At 51.5% G+C, this 22,270-nt stretch carries 18 protein-coding genes and 1 riboswitch; of the genes, 11 read left to right on the top strand and 7 right to left on the bottom strand.

Annotated features, from left to right (window positions below; genetic code table 11):
- Positions 1 to 50 precede the first annotated feature (50 nt).
- Positions 51 to 1,928, top strand: a complete 1,878-nt coding sequence (locus NST23_RS24805; protein WP_340964830.1) for an alpha/beta fold hydrolase — start codon at positions 51 to 53, stop codon at positions 1,926 to 1,928.
- Between the two features lie 164 nt (positions 1,929 to 2,092).
- Here NST23_RS24805 and NST23_RS24800 read toward each other — a convergent pair whose 3' ends face one another.
- Positions 2,093 to 3,739 (bottom strand): peptide ABC transporter substrate-binding protein, encoded by a 1,647-nt coding sequence (locus NST23_RS24800; protein ID WP_122963750.1) that lies wholly within the window; start codon positions 3,737 to 3,739, stop codon positions 2,093 to 2,095.
- A 286-nt stretch (positions 3,740 to 4,025) separates the two neighbouring features.
- Positions 4,026 to 4,592, bottom strand: coding sequence for a DoxX family membrane protein (locus NST23_RS24795; RefSeq protein ID WP_122963751.1), 567 nt, complete (start codon positions 4,590 to 4,592; stop codon positions 4,026 to 4,028).
- Positions 4,593 to 4,903: 311 nt separating this feature from the next.
- Between NST23_RS24795 and NST23_RS24790 the strand changes: the two genes are divergently transcribed.
- Positions 4,904 to 6,970 carry a methyl-accepting chemotaxis protein gene (locus NST23_RS24790; RefSeq protein ID WP_173599390.1) on the top strand — a complete coding sequence of 689 codons (2,067 nt, stop codon included), beginning with the start codon at positions 4,904 to 4,906 and terminating at the stop codon, positions 6,968 to 6,970.
- Between the two features lie 67 nt (positions 6,971 to 7,037).
- Here NST23_RS24790 and NST23_RS24785 read toward each other — a convergent pair whose 3' ends face one another.
- Together NST23_RS24785 and NST23_RS24780 are read right to left on the bottom strand one after the other, a co-directional pair.
- Positions 7,038 to 7,901 carry an RNA polymerase sigma-70 factor gene (locus NST23_RS24785; protein ID WP_242775246.1) on the bottom strand — a complete coding sequence of 288 codons (864 nt, stop codon included), beginning with the start codon at positions 7,899 to 7,901 and terminating at the stop codon, positions 7,038 to 7,040.
- 46 nt (positions 7,902 to 7,947) lie between these two features.
- Positions 7,948 to 9,120 carry an NAD(P)/FAD-dependent oxidoreductase gene (locus tag NST23_RS24780; protein WP_340964827.1) on the bottom strand — a complete coding sequence of 391 codons (1,173 nt, stop codon included), beginning with the start codon at positions 9,118 to 9,120 and terminating at the stop codon, positions 7,948 to 7,950.
- 225 nt (positions 9,121 to 9,345) lie between these two features.
- Between NST23_RS24780 and NST23_RS24775 the strand changes: the two genes are divergently transcribed.
- Complete coding sequence (locus NST23_RS24775) at positions 9,346 to 10,086, top strand: GNAT family N-acetyltransferase (RefSeq protein WP_281869354.1); 741 nt, start codon at positions 9,346 to 9,348, stop codon at positions 10,084 to 10,086.
- A gap of 94 nt (positions 10,087 to 10,180) precedes the next feature.
- On the opposite strand, the gene NST23_RS24770 is transcribed toward NST23_RS24775, so the two are convergent.
- Positions 10,181 to 10,780, bottom strand: a complete 600-nt coding sequence (locus tag NST23_RS24770) for a hypothetical protein (protein WP_281869353.1) — start codon at positions 10,778 to 10,780, stop codon at positions 10,181 to 10,183.
- 427 nt (positions 10,781 to 11,207) lie between these two features.
- On the bottom strand, positions 11,208 to 12,083 hold the full coding sequence (locus tag NST23_RS24765) for a dimethylarginine dimethylaminohydrolase family protein (protein ID WP_340964824.1): 876 nt from the start codon (positions 12,081 to 12,083) through the stop codon (positions 11,208 to 11,210).
- Positions 12,084 to 12,287: 204 nt separating this feature from the next.
- On the opposite strand from NST23_RS24765, the gene NST23_RS24760 reads away from it, so the two are divergent.
- The 3 genes from NST23_RS24760 to NST23_RS24750 all read left to right on the top strand — a co-directional run bounded on the left by NST23_RS24760 (position 12,288) and on the right by NST23_RS24750 (position 15,125).
- A complete protein-coding gene (locus tag NST23_RS24760) occupies positions 12,288 to 13,022 on the top strand; it encodes an IclR family transcriptional regulator (RefSeq protein ID WP_122963757.1) in 735 nt (244 codons plus the stop codon).
- A gap of 176 nt (positions 13,023 to 13,198) precedes the next feature.
- Entirely contained in the window at positions 13,199 to 13,921 is a 723-nt protein-coding gene (locus NST23_RS24755; RefSeq protein WP_173597654.1) for a DUF421 domain-containing protein, read from the top strand.
- Between the two features lie 265 nt (positions 13,922 to 14,186).
- Positions 14,187 to 15,125, top strand: a complete 939-nt coding sequence (locus tag NST23_RS24750; RefSeq protein ID WP_340964823.1) for a GNAT family N-acetyltransferase — start codon at positions 14,187 to 14,189, stop codon at positions 15,123 to 15,125.
- Positions 15,126 to 15,147: 22 nt separating this feature from the next.
- Here the strand turns inward: NST23_RS24750 and NST23_RS24745 are convergent, their stop codons facing one another.
- Positions 15,148 to 16,404 carry an ATP-binding protein gene (locus tag NST23_RS24745; protein WP_340964821.1) on the bottom strand — a complete coding sequence of 419 codons (1,257 nt, stop codon included), beginning with the start codon at positions 16,402 to 16,404 and terminating at the stop codon, positions 15,148 to 15,150.
- A gap of 199 nt (positions 16,405 to 16,603) precedes the next feature.
- A riboswitch (SAM riboswitch) is annotated at positions 16,604 to 16,724 on the top strand.
- 124 nt (positions 16,725 to 16,848) lie between these two features.
- Between NST23_RS24745 and NST23_RS24740 the strand changes: the two genes are divergently transcribed.
- The 5 genes from NST23_RS24740 to map all read left to right on the top strand — a co-directional run bounded on the left by NST23_RS24740 (position 16,849) and on the right by map (position 22,241).
- Positions 16,849 to 17,868, top strand: coding sequence for a sugar ABC transporter substrate-binding protein (locus NST23_RS24740; protein WP_063231736.1), 1,020 nt, complete (start codon positions 16,849 to 16,851; stop codon positions 17,866 to 17,868).
- A 77-nt stretch (positions 17,869 to 17,945) separates the two neighbouring features.
- The gene (locus tag NST23_RS24735; protein ID WP_242774198.1) at positions 17,946 to 19,436 is read left to right on the top strand and encodes a sugar ABC transporter ATP-binding protein; all 1,491 of its coding nucleotides are present in this window, start codon (positions 17,946 to 17,948) and stop codon (positions 19,434 to 19,436) included.
- 1 nt (position 19,437) lies between these two features.
- Entirely contained in the window at positions 19,438 to 20,436 is a 999-nt protein-coding gene (locus NST23_RS24730) for an ABC transporter permease (RefSeq protein ID WP_122963766.1), read from the top strand.
- A gap of 125 nt (positions 20,437 to 20,561) precedes the next feature.
- Entirely contained in the window at positions 20,562 to 21,371 is an 810-nt protein-coding gene (locus NST23_RS24725) for an alpha/beta fold hydrolase (protein ID WP_173597650.1), read from the top strand.
- Positions 21,372 to 21,497: 126 nt separating this feature from the next.
- Positions 21,498 to 22,241: a type I methionyl aminopeptidase gene (gene map / locus NST23_RS24720; protein ID WP_122963768.1), complete on the top strand. Its 744-nt coding sequence runs from the start codon at positions 21,498 to 21,500 to the stop codon at positions 22,239 to 22,241.
- The last annotated feature ends 29 nt before the right edge of the window (positions 22,242 to 22,270 follow it).

Raw genomic sequence — 22,270 nt, 5'->3', positions numbered from 1 at the left:
TTTTGCAACTGATTAGTACCAATTAGTCCTATTAAAGGGAGGTTCATTTTATGGCAGTTGTATTGCTAACAGGAGCGACAGGGTTTATCGGCCGGGAGGTAACAAGGCGCTTGGCACGCGCAGGACATACGGTGTTGGCGCTCGTGCGCTCCCTGGAAAAGTGGGAGAGGCAACTGGCTGCAATGACAGCCGAAGAGCAGGCGAACAGCAGCGCAGTACGGGGGGATTTGCGCGAGGAGAGGCTGGGGCTGTCAGAGCTTGACTACCAGCGGGTGCTTGCCGCAGACACGATCATTCATGCCGGGGTGCCGATGGATATCGCACTCGGCGAGGAAGCGGCCAGAAAAGTCATTTTGCAAGGAGCCGATCATCTGTTGAAGCTGGCGGGCGAGCTGCACCAGCGCAAAAGGCTGCAAAAGCTCATTCACCTTGTCGGCTACATGAGCCCTTTTGACGATGCGAGCGCGACGCTTGCCACGGATGTGTTCGCCGAGAACAAGCTGTTCGATCACGCGGGAGGCTATGAAAAATACAAGTTTTTGGCTGACCTGTACGTGCGGCAGCAGGCTCATCAAGCAGGAATGCCGCTGGTTGTCGTCAATCCGAGCACAATCATCGGGCCGCGGCATACGGGAAGCACCGAGCAGACGGATGGCCTGGGACTTGTGGTCAACTCCATGCGGCAGGGGAAATTTCCCGTATTGCCCGGCGGAAAAGAATGGTGGCTTCCGCTGCTTGCCGTGGACGATCTGGCCGAAGTGATCGTCGGAATTGTCGAGGCAAAAGGCATCGCGCACCAGACGTACTACGCCTTGAACGAGCGCGGGGCGACGCCGTCTTTCCCGGAACTGGTGCAACTCATGGCAAAAGAACTGCGAATGAAGCCGCCGTCCGTCCCGTTCCCGCTGTCCGTTTTGAAAACGATCGTGCGCAACGGAGGCAGCCGCTTGCTCGGCGTTCCGGCCAACTCGATGGACTTTATCGTGAAAAAACAGTTTCCGCTCGCGCCTTTTCAGCAAATGAAGCAAACGAGGGGCGTGGGCGAATATCAAGCGGACAGCCATCTGCCAAGCGTTGTGGCTGATCTCGATTATCGCTTGTCTGCCCGGGGCGATGCCGCTCCCGATGCTTTTCAGCGGGCGAAAGTCGCAGGCTTGGCTGCCTATCAGAAGCCAGGCGTGGAGGGAGCGCCATGGGTACTGTTGCACGGCTTGTTCAGCGAGCTTGGCGATTTGTTCCCGCTGGCTGAGCAGCTTGGCGAGGAGAAGGTATGGCTGTGGGACTTGCCGGGCTTTGGCAGATCGCCCTATCATCACCGGGAGCAAAAGCTGGGCGGCTTCATCGAGGCTGTCGCCAGCGCGCTCCGAGAGCTGCCTGCTCCCGTCCATTTGGCAGGGCATTCGTTTGGTGCTTTCCTGGCATGGGAAGCGGCCAAGCGAGTGCCGGACAAGATCGCCGGAGTGTATTTGCTGCAACCGCCGCTGCACGCCCCGAAGCAGAACCCGCTGCTTGTGCAAATCGGGAAGAGCGAGAGCTTGCTCCAGCGCTTTTTGCAAAAGCAGCTGACTCGCCCCCGTCTGGAGAGCACGATGATTGAACAAGGGATGTTTCGCTCTGTGGCCGAGGTGCCGGCTGGCTATCTGGACAAGACAAAAAGCCTTCTGCAATCACCGCGCATCAGCAAGACGCACGCAGAGGTTTTGCGTTATTTCATGCACGATTTTCAGCAAATGGAGTGGGGTCAGGCTGCCGCTTTTCCCGTTCACCTTGTATGGGGGAATCAAGACAGCGCCTATCGCTTGACAAGCGAGCAGGAGATAGCGCTTGGGGAGAGGCAGATCGCGGTACACCGCCATGATTTGGCCCACCATTTTCCGCTCAGCCATCCGCACGAGACAGCCAGCTTGCTGCGGTCACTGAGGGGATAGGAGATAGCCTGACTTCCTGGCTGTCCGACTTCCCGACGAGACGGGGCTGGGGCTAGGAACGCTTTCAGCAAAAAGTAAAGGAGCCTTGCCGATCAAACAGGCAAAGCTCCTCTTTCTTTTGGGGCGATTCGAGCGATTCGGCCACTTCGGACAAGCGAAGCGAGCTACTTTTCTACATACGCGTACTTGAAGTACGAGCCTCCGAGCGGGAAGATCACGAAATCTTTGACTTTGTCGTTTTTCACGTAGGCGTTGCCGCGGAAGTGCAGAGGTGCGAGCGGCATTTCCTCCATGAGAATTTTTTCCGCGTCAAACATCAGCTGTTTGCGCTTCGCGGCATCGGTTTCATAGTAGCTTTTGTTCAACAAGTCGCGGTACTCTTTGTTGTCGAAGCGCACGACGTTGTTGCCGCCTTCTTTGTCCTTGTACATTTCCAGGAAGTTGATCGGGTCGTTGAAATCGGCGCCCCATAGCCAGATGCCGAAGTCGTATTTCCCGTTCTGGACGTCGTCGTTGAACACTTTCCACTCGGCTGTGCGAATTTCGATGTTCACGCCGAGCGTTTTCTTCCACTCGTCCTGCAACGCCTGGGCGATCTTCTTGTCGGTTTCTCCCGTGTCGTAGTAGTACGTCACTTTCGGGAACTCGCTCAACCCCAGCTCCTTCATGCCTTCCGCGAGCAGCTGCCTGGCTTTGTCTATGTCTTCCTTGAAGTAGCCGTCCGGGTTCAAGCCCATCGAGGTCGGCACCCAACCGTATGCAGGAGGTACCCCGGTTTGCAAAATATTGTCGATTAACTGTTGGCGTTCGATGGAGTAAGAGAAAGCCTGGCGAATTTTTTTGTTGGTAAAAGGCGGTTTTTGCGTATTGAAAATGACTGCCTTTGTCCCCGGATTATCGGCGACGACCAGCTTGCCCTGTTCCTTGATTTGCCCGATTGCATCAGGGGAAAGGCCGAAGGAAGGATAGCCGCCCCAATCGAGATCGCCGTTTTCAAACATCGAGAGAGCGGTGTTGTTGTCTTCGATTACGACGATTTCAATCCGATCCAGCTTGACGTTGGCCTGATCCCAGTAAGTAGGGCTTTTGGAAAAGGCCAGCTTCGCTTTATGCTCCCACTGGTCGATGACGAACGGGCCGTTTCCGACGATGGTAGAGGCGTCGCTTGCCCATTTCGGATTGCTCTCCAGCGTCTTTTTATGCAAAGGATAATAAGTAGTGAATGAGGTCAATTCACGGAAAAATGGCGTAGGGGAGCGCAGGGTGAAGTCGAGTGTGTAATCGTCCTTGGCTTTGACGCCGACGTCTTCTGCTTTGCCTGTGCCGTTGAAAAACTCTTCGCCGCCTTTGATGTAGAACAGTTGGTAAGCGTAGCCGGAGGCGGTTTTCGGATCGAGATTGCGCTTGATAGCGTATTCAAAATCGTGGGCGGTAACCGGATCGCCGTTGCTCCATTTGGCATCCTTGCGCAAGGTAAAAGTGAAGTGGGTAAAGTCAGGGGAGTTGGTGAAGCTCTCTGCTGTTCCGTTGATCATCTGACCTTGCCGATCGACGATAGTCAGTCCTTCAAAAGCGAGATTGATCATGTCCATGCTGGAGGCGTCAGTAGCAATGCCGGGGTCCATCGTCGGAGGTTCGCCCGTGATGCTCCAGTGCAAGACCATCGGTTCTCCCGAGGCAGGTTTTCCGGTCTCGCCAGCGGGCTGCTGGCTTGCGGCAGGCTGGGCATTTTCAGCGGGCTTCGTCGTACAGCCGATCATGAGGCTTGCTAGTAACGCGGTGCTACAGGCAACTCGCAACCATTTTTTCATCAGTACCTCCTAGTTGTTTGAATATTTTTAAAAATTCATATGTAGAAGGATAATTCAGTTTCCTGTATCTGTCATTAAACATTCTGTATAAATATTCATGAATATTCTGTTTTTAAAACCGGGAATAATTCATACAATTTGTCCTTGAATCAGCAGCAAGGCGGAAAGCGGCTGCTGTTGCAAGCGATTTGATCCTGAATAAAAAAACGCTGGCCGACACCAGAAGATTCCGGTGCAGCCAGCGTCTTTTGCCTGCCGTATGCAGGATGATGAATGGAACGGGAGGCTAGTGCATGCCCACGTTACGCGACTTCGATCGTGTCCAAGGCGTGCCCAGGTACGACAAAGCCCAACGGTCCAGACCGTACCAACCAGCGACTTTCCAAGCGAGAACGAGCCATGTGGCAAAAACAAACAGCATCGGGTTGGTGCTGACTGTCCCTGCGAACAGGAAGCTGACGTTCATCAATCCGCCGAAGAAAGCGGCAATTCCGGTAAGCAGGCCGAGAATGAGTCCGAGACCGACCAGTACCTCGCCGTAAGCGACCATAAAAGCGAACAGCTTGGCATTTGGCAACACGGCGCTTTCCAAAAACCAGCCGTACCAGGAGGTGACGTCTTTTCCTTCCGCTGCTTTCGCGAGCGAGCCTTTGACGAAGCCCTCGATGGCAGCTCCAGCTTTGTCTCCCGTCCAGGAGTCGGTATGGATTTTTTTCCAGCCTGCTGTCAGCCAAGTGTAGCCGACATACACGCGGATGATCAGCCAGATCCATGCCGAGCGGGTGCTGGTGAACAAAAATTGTGACACGGGATTTTCAGGAATGATGATTTCGTTGTTGCTTGGTGGACGCATGTGTACGTGCCCTCCTTATAAAAATAGAATGGATATCCTGTGATGGATATTGATTCCAGGTGATTTTAACACAAGGAACGATTTGATGCAGTGGTTTAGGGCATAAGTTCATACGGTGTTCATTGACACTATTGGCACGATGTTAACCTTAGTTCGATTGTCATATGTTCGGATGGACATAAAAAGCGCAAAAAGGTAAGAAGACATAGTTTTTGCAAAATAAAGTCATCAGGAAGAAATATTGACAAGTTAAGATATGGTAAATTATGTTGAGTTTTGTTAAAAAATACGGAGACTATTGGAGCATACTTATGAAACGAAATTTTGTGTCTTTTCAAATGAAACTCAGCGTTATGATCTCGCTGTTTACGATGTTGGTCGCGATTGTGCTGTCGCTGATCGACTATTCGCAGCTCAAGGCTACGATCCTTTCGGAAAAAGCGGTGCAGTATCAGCTAGTCGAGGATCGGATCATTCATGCCGTCAAAAACGTCGATCTCGTGTACGGCGTGTTCGAGCAAGACATGGAGGAGCGGATGAAGGGCGCACTGGAAAAGCTGGCGAAAAACTATCAGGCCAACTCGGCGCTTTCGGCGTGGGACTATGCGGCTTTGCGCGAGCAGTACGGAATGGACTTTTTCGTCATTGATCGAAACATCAAAGTAGTGCAGTCCAGTGTCGCCTCTGACGTGGGGCTCGATTTTAGCCAATCGGGAGCTTTCGCGGAGGTGTTGAAAAAACGAATCGACGGAAGCAAGTTTTCCGCCGACGGAATGGAAGTGTCCGTCAACAGTGGGCAGATCAAAAAGTTCGCCTATCTCCCAACCGGCGATCACAAATATTTGCTGGAAGCGAGCATGAATTTGCAGGACAGCGACTTGTTCCAGACGTTCAACTTTCTCGATGTCTCGAAGGAGATCGCAGGCAAATACAGCATTGTGAAAGAAATCACCGTTTACTCGCACGATGGCTACGCGCTCGGCAAAAAAGGGGAAGACGGCAAAGCTTTGCGCATCGCGCAGCGGTTTGCGCCAACTTTTGAAGCGGCGTTCTCCACGCAGACGATCAAGGAATTTCACGAGAGTACGGGAGAGGACGACCAAACATACCGCTATATCCCATACAAGCTGGATGAGAGCGCCAACGACCTGAGCCGTTCCCGTGTAGTGGAAATCGTCTACAACAATACGGAGCGCAACGAAGTGCTCGCCAACAGTCTCCGGTCTGCGCTATTGAAAATGGCGGCAGCGGTGGCAGGAGCGCTGATCTTGTCGTTTGTGCTCAGCCGCTTGATTACCGGACCGCTCGATCACATGCGCAAGATGATTGCGCAAACAGCCGAGTTCGACTTGCGCGAGCAGATCGTGGCGAAGGAGCAGGTGACGGAGGATGAGATCAGCCTGATGGCGAAGTCGATTTTGGTCATGCGCGAGCAATTGCGGGAAGTGGCGAGCAAGCTTGCGACCGTCTCTCATGTGGTAGCGGAAAATGCGCAAAGCGTGCAGCAATCCACAGTGGCCGTCAGCGAGCAATCGAGCGGAACGGCGGAGGCGACTGCTGTCTTGCTGTCGCATATGCAAGAGACAATGGCTTCGACGGAAGAAATGAACGCTACTCTTACTGATATTCAGCATGTCGTTCACGCAGTCACTTTGCGCACGACCGAAGCAGCGGCTACCTCTCAGGACGTAAGCCAGCGAGCCGATGTGTTGAAGGAAAATGCCGTTGCGGCGCAAGTATCGGCAGCCGAGTTGTATCAAAGCGTGAAGCAGCAAACGGAGCAGGCGATTGTGCAGTCGACCGAATCGATGGGACAAATCAATTTGTTGGCAGAAGCGATTTTGCATATTTCCGAGCAGACGAATTTGCTCGCCTTGAACGCCGCGATTGAAGCGGCGCGTGCCGGGGAAAGCGGAAGAGGCTTCTCCGTCGTGGCTGATGAAATACGCAAGCTGGCGACACAGTCGTCTGCGGTCGTCATCGATATTCAGCGAATTATCGCCATCGTGCGCGAATCCGTGAACAATCTCGCAGAAAACTCTTCCAGCGTGCTGGAGTTTATCGACAGCAAAGTCCGCCCGGATTACGGCAAGCTGATTCACATGTCAGAGCAATACAACAGCGACGCACATCATTTCAACACATTGCTGACGGATTTCAGCGCTTCGTTCGAAGAATTGAACTCGTCGATTGCCAGTGTAGTGGCGATCGTGGAGCAAGTGACAAGCTCCATGGGACAAAGCGCATACAGCGTCGAAGCGATCACCGAGCAGGCGCAAATTATCGCGCACAACAACCAGAAAATCGCGACCATCTCCGAACGCAATGCGGAATTGACGCATTCGATGGAAGAGATCGTCCAGCGCTTTCGCCTGTAAGTGAACAAAGTCATGAGCGTGAACATGCCCCCTTCGTACCGAGAGCGAAGGGGGCATTGCTTTGCCTTTACAGGACAGCTTTCAGTTTATCCGGGTTGCGAACGAAGTACAGGCGGTGAATTTTTTCTGCCTTGCTGTGCAGGAAAACGACTGTATCTACTGCGTCATTTTGCCGGATGACGAGTGCCGTTTGGCCGTTCAGCGAAGCAAGCCCTACTTCGTACGGAGAGCCTTGTGCGGCGAAGCGCATCAAGCCAAGCAAGAACTCCGCGACACGTTTGCCAGACACGACCGGACGTATGGCAGCGAATACTTTTCCACCGCCATCCGAGAGCAGTTCAGCGTCTGCGGACAAGAGCGTGAGCAAAGCGTTGACATTGCCGTGTTCCAGCGCATGCAGAAAACGGCCGATCCATTCTTCGCCGATTTCTTTTTCGTGCGCGTGAAGCTGTTCGTCTGCATCCAAACCGAGCTTGGCTTTGCAGCGGCTGATGATTTTCCGGCAATTGGCCTGGCTTTTTCCGACAAGCTGGGCAATCTCGTCGTAGTCGAAGGCAAAAGCTTCGCGCAGGACGAAGACCGCACGCTCGACCGGAGACAAGCGTTCGAGCAGCACGAGCATGGCGTACGACAACAAATCTTTGGTGATGACCGATTCGTAGCTGTCCGCTCCGGGAGTAGGGATCGGTTCGGGCAGCCATGGCCCCGTGTACAGCTCCCGCCTGTGGCGTGCCGATTTCAACAGATCGAGGCAGCGGTTTGTCGTCATTTTGCACAGGTAGGCTTTTGGCTCTGCGATTTGTTCCAGCTCGACATCGTACGCTTTCAAAAAGACATCCTGCACGATATCTTCCGCATCTGTGGCCGAGCCTGTGAGCTGGTAGGCGAGACGAAACAGCAATCCTTTGTATTGCTGATAAAGGGCCTCCATCGCATGTTCACTTCCTCTGGCGTCTAGTGTCAGCATCGTTTTTTCCTTATTTTATCATGCTGGCAATATTCCACGTGAACTGACGCAGCTTCCAGCCCAATTTCCCTGTCAAAATGATGTCCACGCCCCATTGGCGCGTCCAGACGATCGCCCGCTCCGGCCCCAATCCGACGCAGTAGAAGTCCATGCAACTTTTATGAACGGGAGACTGCGTTCCATCCAGATCAGCGAGGATAATTTTGCTCAACCGGGAGGCTTGCCTGCTCGCTTCCTTGCACGTCATCCGGTCCGCCTGGCCGCTTGCCGGGTCGACGATGCGGGCGCAATCGCCAATGCTGTAGACGAAAGGAGCGCCAGCGACCCGATACGATTCATCCACGACAAGCTGGCCGTGTGTAGTGAGCGGCAACCCCATCTGGCGCAGCGCCGGGTTCGGCAGCAGACCGAGCGCCCAGATGCACAGACCGACAGCAAGCGTGCGGCCCGTGGACAGACTCAGCTTGCCGTCCTGCTCGCGAATGGCTTTTGTCCCGTGCAAAACCGTGACTCCGCCGTCCAGCAAAGCTTGTTCCAGCTTGCGCGCCATTTTCACAGGTCCTTCCGTGAAGAGGCGATTTTGCGCATTGAGCAAGTAGACAGTGACTTCATGGGGAGCGATGCCGAGGTGTTGCGCTTCCTGCCGCATGGAAAAAGCAAGCTCCGAAGCTGTCTCGATGCCGCTGATGCCCGCTCCTGCGACAGCGATTGTCAAAAGCCGCTGTCTTTCTTCGGGGCGCTTTTCCAAAACGGCCAGCCGCATATTTTGCTGCCATGTGTTGCGAATCGTCTCGGCGGCTGCCACATCAGACAAGGCGATTCCGCCCTGCTCCGGCTCTGCTCGGCGGGCGACGCTGCCTACCGCGAGGACGAGCACGTCATACGCAAGCGACAGTTCTTTTCCGCCTTTATCTACATAATGGATCATCTTGGCGCTTCCCTGGACAGAAACGACCGTACCTTGCAAAAATTCAACGCCTGCGGGGAAGATGGTTTTCAACGGGATGGCGATATCGGTTTGGGAGACAGCTGGCTTGAACAGCAAAACTTTGCGCAGATGGTAAGGCTCCTTGTCGATCAGGACGATGCGTGCAGGGCGTCCTTTGCATGTGTCCTGGATTGCTTTAACGGCATTGATTCCGGCATAGCCGCCACCGACTACGACTACAGTCATTTCTTTCATGGAGATCAGCTCCTCGCTGCGATTTGACCATATAACGAGGCGGGGGCAATTTTTGTGACGCAGCAATCAGAAGTTTTTTTCGGAAAAGGGCGATTCGGCGAAAAAGTTTGTGCTTCAAACAAGTTTTGATAGAATGAAAGAGTCGTGGAAAGGATTTCCTGACTTTCTAGCGAGGAGCCTTTTGGCGAACAGAGAGACAGCGATGTTTTTGGGAGGATGGAAAGAATGGCATACAAGGTGTATACACAAGCAGAACGTCCTGATTTGAACGATCAGATGGCCGAAGTGCTCGCTGCCAGCTGGTCTACCTTCATGCTGCATGACGAAGTGGCCGACCAGCACTACGATCGGCTGGAAGAGTGGTTTGCTTCTTTTCAATATTTGTTGACCGATGAAAACGACAAGGTAATGGCCGTGGGCAACTCGATTCCTTTTTACTGGGACGGCACGCTGGAAGGAATGCCGAAGGGCTGGGGAGACGTCTTCCTGCGCGGGATTGAAGGACACGCCCAAGGCCAGAAGCCAAACACGTTGTCGGCGCTTTCGATTTCAATCGACCCTGCGCATCGCGGTCTTGGACTGAGTCGTCACATGGTGGCGGCGATGAAAGACATTGCGAAGCAAAACGGGCTGGAATATATGGTGGCGCCTGTTCGCCCATCGCTCAAGCACAAGTATCCGTTGACCCCGATGGAAAACTACATCGAATGGAACACGGAAGAGGGCGCTCCTTTTGATCCGTGGGTTCGCACGCATTGGAAGATGGGGGCGAAAATCATGAAAGTGGCGTCGGAATCCATGTCGATCGTGGGAAGCATTGCCAACTGGGAGGAATGGACAGGCTTGAAGTTCCCTGAGTCCGGCACGTATATCATTCCGGACGCGCTTGTTCCTGTGCGGATGGATGTGGAGAAAAACGAGGCCAAGTACGTAGAGCCGAATATTTGGATGCAGCATTTTCTGTAAGCGTGGCACAAGTTGCTGCGTTACGTTACGCGGAATTGTTTGATTTAGGTTAGGAGAGCCGGCTTTGTCGAGGCTCTCTTTTTTTGTCACCTATTTAATCAGTAATTTTTTTTAGCTCAAAAATAGTTGCCTCTGATATCAAGATCAGCCTATCGTTATTAACAAGAAAAAAACCTACACTTACAGGTATGTGCATGTTTGTAGAAGGGTCACTTATATCTATTACTTTTACTACATCATTTTCATTTAAGTCTGGGATATCTATTTTATATAATCTATAAAAAGAGAGAGAGCTATAGCATGTCGCTGTAATCTCGTATAATGGATTTTTTAGTTCATATTGATATTTCTTATAGTTTTTTAGTCCTTTTGATGAAAAAAAGTCTTTTTTGATTATCAATTCATCTCCAATAAATTTTTGCCCTGTTGGATATTCAGAAGCATCATTCCATGAATTTGCAAATCCTAAAAGCTTCTCAACTTTCCAAACTCCATAGAAATATTTTTCAGTTTCACTATCTAAATTTATATTTTCTGCATTAAAACAATCGGATGTGTTTTTTGGAATAATAGACTCATCCGTTTCAGGTTTAGGCTCACTAGAAGTAGGTGGATTTGATGTCATTTCAACATTTCCACAAGCCGATGCTAGTATCAACATTATCATGATACAAACCAATAATATTTTTTTCATATTTCACACTCTCTTTTATTTTTTTGATCATGATACAAATCTTTGCTGGCTTTTACTACCTTAGTTTTGATATCTCGCTCGCTTCCTTTGCATACGTTCTATAAGCTTAGCATCTTCTAACTCCTTAACCCATTGACTTATTGATCGTTTGGATTTTCCAAAATAGTGAACGATGCTTCCAAGTCCAAACAATGTTTCTCCAGTCTTGTTGCCTGACATGAGACCAAGGTAAATACATAACTTTACTTAGTTTCCAGATAGTTACTACTAATGCGTAATCTAATAATATCTTTTATCAAAACTCTTTGCAAAAATTACTCCTTGTATAGAACACATAACCAGGCAAAAAAAAACAAGCCATAGAATCTCTATTATGGCTCGTTTTCATTGGTAGAACGAATTTCTCCGCTTCCCAATTCCATGTAAACTACACCCGCTCAACCGGAGAAGTCAGGCAAGTAGGGCCGCCCGTGCCTTTATACGAGATTTCATGACCCGCGTACTCGTACACGGTAGCGCCCGCTTTTTGCAGCAGCTCTTTTGTGATCGGATTGCCCGCTACGACCATGCACAGGCGAGGGGCGAGCGCGAGGACGTTGCTGCCCAGGTTATCGTATTCGTTGTCGGGAACTTCAATCAGTTCAATGCCTCTGTCGATGAGCAGCTGACGGAAGAAAACAGGCATCAGTTTGGAATAGACGACGGCGAGATCGTGGTCAACCATGCTGATAATCGACATCAGGTGCAGGCACTCCGCCGGGCCGCGGTCGTATGGCAGCGGAACGACGATGATTTCTTCCGTGAAATCTTTGACCATCTCCGTAATTTGCGCGATCGCCGCCTGGTTGGTGCGGAAGCCTAGCCCGATGGCGAGCGTTTTTTCGTCCAGCCAGACGAGGTCGCCACCATCGGAGCGGGCATCGCCTGTCAACTGTCCGAGAATCGGAATGTTGTTTGCTTGCAGGAAATCTTTGTATACTTCTGCTTCACCCTGGCGCAGCTCTTTGCCGGATTTGAGGATGATCGCCCCTTGGGACGTGAACTTCACCGGATCATGGGCGTAGATGGAATCGAGTCCGGTTTTGTCTGATTGCGGGAGATGCAGGACGTTTTCCACATGCTCTTGCAAAATGGCTTCGAACTTCTCGTACTCGTGCAAAGCTTTGTCCCAATCAGGACGGTCTGTATAGTTAAAGGTTTTCCACGATTCTTCGAGGTGGGCCTGGCTGATAAAAGCTTCACGGGGATGCTTGATGATGACTGTCTTCATCTTTTTGACCATGGATTGGCTGCCTTGGAACATAGTTGCCTCCCTTTATTCCGTATTATGGAATATTGTTCATATTTCGAAAAATCACTCTAAGTGTACACATTCTGATTTTGCACTGTCAATCGCTATTCCGCGCCAGATGTGGGGATTTGTGTAAAATTTTTTACGATTCACAAAATTGTAGCGAGTAGTTTAAGATATGAGATAGACGAGAACATAGAAAAAGGGGAAATGACAGTGATTCAATCGTTTGATCGGGCGATGGCGATTGCGACGGCACTTGCGTCGGACGAGCATAGAAAGTGGTGGACCATCAACGATTTGGCGAAAGAATGCCAGCTTCCGGTGAGTACGACTTATCGCCTCCTGTACACTTTGATGAATCACGATTTGGTGGAGCACGATGCGGCGACGAAGCAGTACACGTTGGGAATCAGGTGGATGGAGTTTGGACTTCGCGTCCTGGATCGGATCGATTATCGCAAAGTGATCAAACCGATGATTGAGGAGCTGGCCAGAGAAGTCGAGGAAAGCGTTTATTTCAGCCAGCCGAGCGGTTTGGAGTCGATCGTGGTCGATCGAGTGGACAGCCAGCACAATATTCGCATCTACGATCAGCTTGGCTTGCGCATCCCGATGCACATCGGTGCAGCGAACAAGGTCGTTTTGGCGCACATGCCAGAGGAGGAAGCGAGGCAGACCGTGCTTCAACTCGTCGGCGAGGAGGAGACGCCTGCATTTATGGAGAAGCTGGCCCAGATTCGCAAGGCTGGTTACGCGGTGAGTTTTGCGGAACGGACAGAGAATACAGCTTCTGTTGCCTCTCCGATTTTTGATTATACGCAAAAAGTAATCGGTGCTCTCAGCATCGGAATCGTCACCTTTGATTTGAAAGAAGAACGGTTGAACTATTTGATCGAGCGCGTGCAGGATGCTGCCCACAAAACATCGCAGCGGCTGGGGAGCATATAATTTTTTGGTCCATATAATGGAAAATTTTCTGCGATATGAAAATAGCAACGTCTTTTTCAAGGCCGTCAGCTCGGGAAAGCGGGAAACGGCCTTTCTTGATCGGCGAACTTGTATAATTGCTTCCAAAACTTTACATAGTAAAACGAAGAAAGGCATAGAGCAGGAGGCACAAGTGGGTGGAGCTGTTCAGTGAAAGCTTGATCGTGATCGGGCGGGTTTGCTCGATTTTGCCGCTATTGTTGGTTGTGACGCTATTCATGGGAAAACGCTCGATTGGCGAGCTGCCTGTTTTTGATTTTATGGTGATCATCACGTTAGGCTCGGTGGCAGGGGCCGATATCGCCGAACCGAACGTCCACCATATCCCCATAGCTGTCGCGATTGTGACATTGGGCGTGCTGCAACGAATCGTGTCGCAATGGTCGGTCGTTTCCAGGCGCTTTGGCAAAATGGTCACGTTTGAGCCGACGGTTGTTTATTACAACGGCGAGTTTCTCGTCGATCAGCTGAAAAAAATCCGCTATTCCCTCGACAACGTGCTGCAAATGCTGCGGGAAAAAGATATTTTCGATCTCGCCGAGATTGATATGGCGATTATCGAGGCCAACGGGCGTTTGACGGTCTTGAAAAAATCGGCACAGCAGACCGTGACGAGACAAGATTTGCAAATCAAGACGGCTTCGACAGGCATTTCTTTGCCTGTGATTATCGAGGGGAAAATATGCGCAGAAGTGTTGACCTATCGCGAGCGGGATGAAAACTGGCTTTTGCAGGAGCTACATAAAAGCGGCGTCGCGGTTGAGCAAGTATTTTTAGCCACGTTGAATCGGCAAAACGATTTGCTGTTTTTTGAAAAACATCCGAAGAACGAGCAACAAGTGCCGCCCGTTCATCATTAGAAAAAGGGAACAGAGCAATCAAATATGCGGAAGGATCGTCACGGAGCGCTTGACAGAACGGTTTGGTCAGGCGGTCTTTTCTATGTAACATTTCCTTTTGCCTGCGACTATTTGGCTGAGCAAGAAAAAAGCCGGAAGAGGCCGCTGGTGTTTTCTTACGGCCGAAGATACTCGCTTGCAAATCCTTTAATCAAAAATATTTTATCGATTTAAAATTATTTGATAAAATAAACGCGTATGTCATCCAAGCCGAGGAGGAATGGCTGTGCTGGTTTTGAAATCAATGGAGCAATGTACGGTGGCAGAGACTGTTTTAGCTTACAACAGAGGGTTTTCCGGGTACTTTTTCGATCAATCGAAGACGGCGGACACGCTCATCTGGAAAATGGGTAAGGAAGAGTTGTCGCCAACGCATTCGCTGGTTGCCTTTGTAAACGGCGAGCCTGCCGGAATTGTACTGAATGGAATTTGGGAGCGGGACGGGCAAAAAGTTGGGTGGAATGGCGGGACAGGGGTAGCGCTGGAGCATAGGCGGTGCGGAGTCGGCCAAGCCTTGATGGAAGCGACTTTGCAAATATATCGGGAGCAGGGTGTACAGCTTGCGGCGCTGGTCGCCATTCGGGAGAACGACAGGGCGATAGCCTTGTACGAGAAAATAGGCTTCGCCGTCTGTGACCAGTCGATTTTTCTGGAACAAAAAGCTCATGACCACAAGCGCTCACATCCAACTTCGCTGAAAAACGTCGAGGCGTCTTCCACAGAAGAAGGCGTGCTTTCCGCTTTGCAAAAGGAAGCAAGCCCGTCCTACGAATTGCTTGAAGGCATGCCGGATGACGTGTATTCATTGGACTTTTGGACCAAACCGCTTTGGGATATTCAGTGGAGAACGATTGAGAACAAGCAAGCGGTACTCGTCCGCGATGAGAACAAACAAGTAATCGGCTATGCCTTGTACAGACGGATTTTTGAAAACGGAAAACAAACGACAGCCTTGCTGTTTCAGTGTGAGGCAAGGCCGGAACGGGCCGACCGTGAGGCGATTGTCAGAAGTGCTCTTGCCCATGTGTTTTCGCCATGGGACAAGGAGCTGTATCGCCTCACGGTCAATTTGCCAGTTTCCAACGAAATGGCCATCCGTATTTTGCAAAGGGCAGGTTTTGACGTGATGGCCAAGCAAGTATTCATGACCAGGTCGCTCGTTTAAGCCCAGATCACTCGACTGACGGCTAGGGTTGCGCGTGATACGGAAACGTGATCGTGAATTTGGTTCCGACTTTTGGCTTGCTGGACACGCTTACCGACCCGCCGAACGCGTGGATGACGTGATAGGAGTACGTAAGCCCGAGACCGGTTCCGCTTGTTTTCGTCGAGAAATAAATGGACCCGAGGCGTTTGATCTGGCCTTCGTCCATCCCGATGCCGTTGTCTTTGATGATCAGCATGGCGTTGCTTTTCTCAATGAACAGCGAGAGGGACACTTTGCCGTTGACCGTCTGCTCACAAGCTTCGATCGCATTTTTGATGAAGTTGACCAAGACTTGTTTGAACTCGTCGGGATTGGCCAGAATCGTGACAGGCTTTTCATAAGCTTGCAGCTCCAGCTCGACATTGTGCATATTGGCAAAAGGCAGCATGACTTCCCGCACGACGTAAAGCTGGTCGCATACGTTGATTAGCTCGGTGCGCTCCTTGAGCGGCTTGGACAAAGCGAGATACTCGGTCAGGATCGCTTCCGTCCGCTGGATTTCGTCCATGCTGATGCGGATGTACTGATCGGTTTTCGTAATATTTTCAGGATTTTCCTGGATCAGGCGCAAAAATCCTTTGACCGCTGTGAGCGGATTTCTCACCTCGTGAGCAAGCGATGCGGCGACATGGCTCATCGTTTCGATTTTTTCATTTTGGGCGTGTCGAATAAACAGTTCTTTGTCGGATACGCACTTGCTAAATAGCGACAACAAAAGCCAAATTCCGACAAAGTTTTGAACGGGGATCACGAACAAGTAGTAGGCAGGATGATGGGATACATAGGTGGGAAAGTATAGATAGGTCAACCCCAAAGCTACCAGGGAAAAGAGCGCGCCCGTCAAAAAAATATACAGTGTTTTCCGATAACTGGCTTTGTAACGCCGATACATCAGGAGGGAGATGGCAAAGGTGACAACCAGGGCAAGCAGCGCGAGCCAGATGCCTTCACCACCCAAATAATAGCGGTATAGCGCGGACTCGATCAGTAAGACCAGCGCGATCCGCACTCCCCCATAGACTAGGGCAAAAAATACGATGATGTGCCTGATATCGAAAATCACGCCTTCCGAGACGCTGGTCGCGAAGGTCATGGCCAGAAACATGCAAATCGAGCTGGTCACAAGAATGAAAGCGCGGCTGTAATTGCGCATTCGGTCGCGGTAATAAATATTGAACAGGACAAATGGCGTCAGAGCAAAAAACATCTGCAAAATTACTTCTTTTAGTAGAATCATCGGACATCCCCATCGCAAATTTGCATGGCTGCTTCAATCTACGATATTTCGACAAGAGCCTACACGATTCCTCCAAAATTTGGACGCAGCGGCGGAATAAATTTAAAGGAGAAAAGTTTTAAAAACCTAGTTGACAGATGGGTAAAACACGGATTATAGTCTCTATATACTAATACAAAGGTTTCGAAAATAATAACTACTCTTATCCAGAGAAGGCTGAGGGAATGGCCCTATGACGCCCGGCAACCTAGCTGGCAAGATCAATGTCTTGCGAGCCAAGGTGCTAACTCCAACAGGTAGCGATACCTGACAGATAAGAGGCGCGAATCTTGTCGATCAAGCCTCTTTCATCTGTTGAAAGAGGCTTTTCCTTTTGGAAAGGGAAGGTCGTCGCCTCCTCAGCTTGCAGCACAACAAGGAACAAAGAAAAAGGGGGATTTTTCGATGAAAAAGAAACTGGGCCTTATCACATCACTCGTACTGGCAGTATCGGTGGCCTTGACCGCGTGCGGCGGCGGAGCCGATACGAAAAACACGGCGGCAAACGGCGCTTCCGGCGAAAAAGCGAAGCGGATTGCCCTGATCATGCGCCAAAATGTAGGAACGTTTTCGGCTCAATACATTAACGGTGTGAAGCAGGAAGTCGAGAAAAACGGCGGAGAGCTGACAGTATTCAACGCAGATACGGATTTGTCGAAAATGGCGTCGAATCTTGACGCTGCGGTCAACCAAAACTTTGACGGCATCCTGATTGACCACGGTACAGCGGAAGCGTTGCAACAAGGTACGCAAAAAGCTGTCGACAAAAAAATCCCGGTCGTTCTGTTCGACACAGACATCAAGCTGCCTGGCGTGCCGATTGTCGAGCAAGACGACAACAAGCTGGCAGAGCTGAGCCTGGAAAAGCTGGCGGCAGATTCCGGCGGCAAAGGCAACATCGTGAAAATTTGGGTGGCAGGCTTTGCTCCGATGGAAAAACGTCAGGTGACTTATGAAGCGTTCCTGAAAAAATATCCGGATATCAAGGAAGTCGCCGCTTTCGGTTCCGCGACAAACAACACAGCGCTGGATACCCAAGCACAGATGGAAGCCATCCTGAAAAAATATCCGAACAAAGGCGACATCACGGCTGTATGGGCATCTTGGGATGAATTTGCCAAAGGGGCAACCCGTGCGATCTTGCAAGCAGGCCGCACAGAAATCAAAGTATACGGCATCGACCTGAGTGATGAAGACCTGCAACTGATCCAGGAAGCAAATTCGCCATGGGCAGCGACTGCAGCCGTAGATCCATCGAACATCGGACGCACTCACGCAGCGGCTATTTTCCAAAAAATCAAAGGCGAGCAAGTGCCAGACAGCGTGAAGCTGAATCCGGTGTTGGTGAAACAAGAAGATTTGCCTAAGGACAAAAAAGTGACAATGGGCGACTTGTCCCAGTACGTGAAAGAGTGGGGCAAGTAAGCATATAAAGCTGGTTGATTTGGCTATTCCCGTTGATCAGTCAACGGGAATCTTGCTTATTTAAGGGGGTGCGAAAAGTGTCCAGCTTGCAGATGAAAGGGATTGTGAAGCAGTTCTCCGGCGTTCCTGCGCTGCGTTCGGTCGATTTTGAGGTCAAGGCTGGCGAGGTTCATGCGCTTTTAGGGGCGAATGGAGCGGGGAAAAGTACCTTGATGAAAATTTTGACGGGCGCGTATCAGTCTGACGGGGGGAGCATCACGATTGACGGCAAAGAGGTGTCGATCCAATCGCCCCAGGATGCGAAAGCTTTAGGCATCCAGTGCGTGTACCAGGAAGTGGATACGGCGCTGATCCCGTACTTGAGCGTGACGGAAAACATTTTGCTCGATCAGATTGTCTCGGCAGGCCGCAAAGGATTCATGAACTGGCCGAGCTTGCACAAGGAAGCGGAAAGCATTTTGCAGAGCTTCGGCTTTTCCATCCCTGTGCGCATGCTCGTCGAGGAATGTACGCTGTCCGAAAAGCAACTGATCCTGATTGCCCGCGCGACCGTGCAAAAAGCGAAGTACGTCATTTTTGACGAACCGACAGCTCCGTTGAGCACGAAGGAGAGCGAGCGGCTGTTTCTCATCATTGACCAGTTGAAAAAAGCGGGTGTCGGGATCATCTACATTTCCCATCGCCTGCCGGAAATTTTTGAGATATGCGACCGAATCACGATCATGCGGGACGGTCAACTGATCGTGACGAGCGAGACGTCCCACACGACGATGGATGAGGTCATCGGCAACATGCTGGGCAAAAGCTTCGAGGAAGAGTTCCCGAAAGTCGAAGTGCCTGTAGGCGGGGTGCTTCTGGAAGCTGCGGGAGTGGCTGGCGGCAAGGTTCGCCGCGCCGATTTGAGCGTTCGCGAAGGCGAGATTGTCGGGATTGTCGGGCTGGTTGGAGCCGGGAAGACGGAACTGGCGAGACTTTTGTTCGGAGCGGATACCGCCGAGGCGGGACAAGTCAGGCTGAGCGGCAAAGAGGTGCGGCTGCGGTCGCCGAAGGACGCTGTTGATGCGGGAATCGTCCTCGTACCGGAAGAACGGCGCAAAGAAGGCATTTTTGTCGAGGAATCTGTCCAGAACAACTTGTCTGTCTCCGCTTTGGAGAAGTGGTCGCGGCTCGGATTTGTCCGCAGAGGGGCAGAAGCGAAGCAGGCGAGGGAGCTGGTGAGCCGTCTGGGCGTAAAGACGGCAGACATCACACAGCTGGTTGGCTACCTCAGCGGAGGAAACCAGCAAAAAGTCGCGATTGGCAAATGGCTGGATACGGATGCGCAAGTGTTCATGTTCGACGAGCCGACCAAAGGCGTCGACATCGGGGCGAAAAGCGATATTTACCGCCTGATTGGAAAGCTGGCGGAGCAGGGCAAGGGCGTTCTCTACTTTTCTTGCGAGTTTGCCGAAGTATTGGGCATTGCCGACCGGATTTTGGTCATGTTTGAAGGGAAAATCGTCAAGGAGCTGAGCCGCGCGGACGCGACACAGGAGACGATGATGTATTATGCCAGCGGGGGTGAGTAAGGTGGAAGGTAAAAAATTCAGCTTGTTTGATTTTATTTACAAATACGGTACAGTCGCAGTAATTGTGATCGTCATGCTGTTGTTCAGTCTGACCAATCCGTATTTCTTCACGTACGACAACATCACAGACATTTTGCGTTCCATCTCGATCGTAACGTTCGTCGCGATCGGCGTTACGTTTTCACTGATTGTCGGAGGCTTCGACTTGTCTGTCGGTTCGACGGTGTCGTTGACCACAGTCGTTTCGGCTTCCATGATGGTCTGGTACGAGCAGGGCGTGTTTGCCACTTTGGTCGTCCCGATCGCGCTCAGTCTGATTGTCGGATTGGTCAACGCTTTTCTGGTCGTCAAAATCCGCATTCCCGATCTGCTGGCGACACTGGCGATGCTGTACATCGTCAACGGACTTCATATGACTTATTCAAAAGGCTACTCGATTTACGCCAACATGCCGTTGGAAGATGGTTCGATGGCTCCGGGAAAATTCCAGGAATGGTTCCTCTGGCTCGGACAAGGCAAAATTTTATCCCTGCCTGTTCCCGTCATTTTGACCTTTTTATTGGTCGCGGTCACACACGTCTATTTGGCGTATACTCGCCAAGGGCGGATGCTGTACATGACGGGCGGCAATCTGGAAGCGGCGCGTCTCTCCGGCATTCCCGTGAATCGCTATCGCACGCTCGCTTATGTGTTGTCTGCCCTGTTCGCCGGACTGGGCGGGATGCTTTTGGCAGCGCGGATCGGTACGGGCCAGGTGAGCAGCGGCGGCTCGATGCTGATGGATGCAGTGGCGGCCGCGTTTGTCGGCTTCTCCGTTTTCGGCGCGGGCAAGCCGAACGTATTCGGTACGTTCGTCGGCGCGATTTTGATCGGGGTGTTGCTGAACGGCATGACGATGCTGAACGTGCCGTATTACGCCTACGATATTATTAAAGGAACGGTACTGGCGCTTGCTCTTGCGGTGACGTACTATCAGTTGCGCAGGAAAAGAAAAGCGTAAAACATGGCTGTACAGGCAAGGCAGGGAGCTGCGGGAATGCAGGCATCCTGCCTTTTTCTTTTCAATAAAATGGAAAATGTTTCACATGCAGCATCCCTCCGCTATAATACTCTGGGGGGATATAAGTGATCCATTATAAGACGTACATACGCGGAGATGCCTATGAATGGGTAACCTTCGTCCACGGGGCGGGCGGCAGCTCATCCATCTGGTATAAACAGATCAAAGCTTACAAAGAGCATTTCAATATTCTCCTCGTCGATTTGCGCGGTCACGGCAAGTCGAAGCAGCATATGGGGAAGCCCAGGGCTAAATACACGTTTGAAGACATCAGCAAAGATATCATTGAGGTGCTGAAGCACGAGAACATTGCTTCCACTCATTTCGTAGCGGTGTCGCTGGGCACGATCATCGTCCAGATCATCGCCGAGCTTGCGCCGCAAAAAATACGCTCGATGGTTTTGGCGGGAGCCGTGACGAAGCTGAACTTGCGCTCGCAAATTTTGATTGCGCTGGGCAATCTCGTCAAGCATATCGTTCCGTACATGTGGCTGTACAAGCTGTTTGCCTGGGTGATCATGCCGCGGGAACGCCATCGCGAATCCCGCTCTTTATTTGTCAGAGAAGCGAAAAAGCTTTGTCAAAAGGAGTTCAAGCGCTGGTTCAGGCTGACGTACGGAATCAATGCATTTCTCGCGGGGCTGCTGACGAAAGAGCCTGCGATTCCCGCGCTTTTTATCATGGGAGATGAGGACTATATGTTTTTGCCCTCGGTCCAGTCGTGTGTAAGCCGCAGAAGGCACGCCCAGCTTTGCATGCTGGACAATTGCGGCCACGTCGTCAATGTGGATCAGCCGGAAGAGTTCAATCGTGTCTCGATCGGATTTATCAGGCAGCAGGCAGGGGGAGGACAGTACGTGGTCAGTCCGGCCTAGCGCGCCTGGCTTGCCGTTTGGTTCAAGCCTTTGGCATTTGCGATTTGCGCGGAAGTGTGTTTCAATAAATGGGAGCAGAGCTGGAAATAAATTTTGGCCATATATTTTAATGAAGGGGGAAATGACATGTCGATTCAAAATGAGCACGATTTGCTCGCTTTGCAACGGATCGGGAGAATCGTGGCAGAAGCGAGAGAAGCGATGCTGCAGGCCGTTCGGGCGGGGATCACGACAAAAGAGCTGGACCGGATTGGCGGCGATATTTTGGCGAAGTACGGCGCGCGCTCCGCACCCCAGGTGACGTACGACTTCCCCGGGCAGACGTGCATCAGCGTGAATCATGTCGTGGCGCACGGGATTCCCGATGGAACGGTATTGAAGGAAGGCGACATCGTCAATGTCGACGTTTCCGCAGAGCTGGAAGGTTACTTTGCGGATACAGGCGCTTCGGTTGTCGTGGGACAGGGAGAACCTGTGAAGCAGGCGCTGTGCAAATGCGCAGAGGAGTCGCTGTACAAGGCGCTGGATTCGGCCAGGGCTGGCTCCAAGTTGAGCCAGATCGGGCGCATCGTCCACAATGAAGCGAAGGCAAAAGGATTTACGGTCGTCAAAAACCTCACAGGCCACGGCATCGGCAAAAGCTTGCACGAGGAGCCGACGGACATCCTGAACTACTACGACAAATGGGACAAACGGCTGCTGACGGACGGGCTTGTGCTCGCTGTCGAAACGTTTATTTCCACAGGAGCCGAGTATGTGCAGGACGGGAAGGACGGCTGGGCTTTGGTGACGCCGGACAGAAGCTACACCGCCCAGTACGAGCACACCGTCGTCATAACGCGCGGCAAGCCGATTATTTTGACGGCTTGAGCGTTTTTCCGCACCGCGCGCGGTGATTT

Origin of the sequence: Brevibacillus sp. FSL K6-0770, assembly GCF_038000275.1 — a bacterium.
GTDB classification, from domain to species: Bacteria; Bacillota; Bacilli; order Brevibacillales; family Brevibacillaceae; genus Brevibacillus; species Brevibacillus parabrevis.
The sequence above is the reverse complement of the archived record's forward strand: the minus strand, read 5'-3'. Positions and strand labels throughout refer to the sequence as shown.

Excerpts from the sequence above, each read along its gene's own strand:
- NST23_RS24800 (WP_122963750.1), bottom strand. The coding sequence starts at position 3,739 with ATGAAAAAATGGTTGCGAGTTGCCTGTAGCACCGCGTTACTAGCAAGC.
- NST23_RS24740 (WP_063231736.1), top strand. The coding sequence starts at position 16,849 with ATGAAAAAGAAACTGGGCCTTATCACATCACTCGTACTGGCAGTATCG.
- NST23_RS24790 (WP_173599390.1), top strand. The coding sequence starts at position 4,904 with ATGAAACGAAATTTTGTGTCTTTTCAAATGAAACTCAGCGTTATGATC.
- NST23_RS24805 (WP_340964830.1), top strand. The coding sequence starts at position 51 with ATGGCAGTTGTATTGCTAACAGGAGCGACAGGGTTTATCGGCCGGGAG.
- NST23_RS24785 (WP_242775246.1), bottom strand. The coding sequence starts at position 7,901 with ATGGAGGCCCTTTATCAGCAATACAAAGGATTGCTGTTTCGTCTCGCC.
- NST23_RS24770 (WP_281869353.1), bottom strand. The coding sequence starts at position 10,780 with ATGAAAAAAATATTATTGGTTTGTATCATGATAATGTTGATACTAGCA.
- NST23_RS24745 (WP_340964821.1), bottom strand. The coding sequence starts at position 16,404 with ATGATTCTACTAAAAGAAGTAATTTTGCAGATGTTTTTTGCTCTGACG.
- NST23_RS24795 (WP_122963751.1), bottom strand. The coding sequence starts at position 4,592 with ATGCGTCCACCAAGCAACAACGAAATCATCATTCCTGAAAATCCCGTG.
- NST23_RS24780 (WP_340964827.1), bottom strand. The coding sequence starts at position 9,120 with ATGAAAGAAATGACTGTAGTCGTAGTCGGTGGCGGCTATGCCGGAATC.
- map (WP_122963768.1), top strand. The coding sequence starts at position 21,498 with ATGTCGATTCAAAATGAGCACGATTTGCTCGCTTTGCAACGGATCGGG.
- NST23_RS24775 (WP_281869354.1), top strand. The coding sequence starts at position 9,346 with ATGGCATACAAGGTGTATACACAAGCAGAACGTCCTGATTTGAACGAT.
- NST23_RS24765 (WP_340964824.1), bottom strand. The coding sequence starts at position 12,083 with ATGTTCCAAGGCAGCCAATCCATGGTCAAAAAGATGAAGACAGTCATC.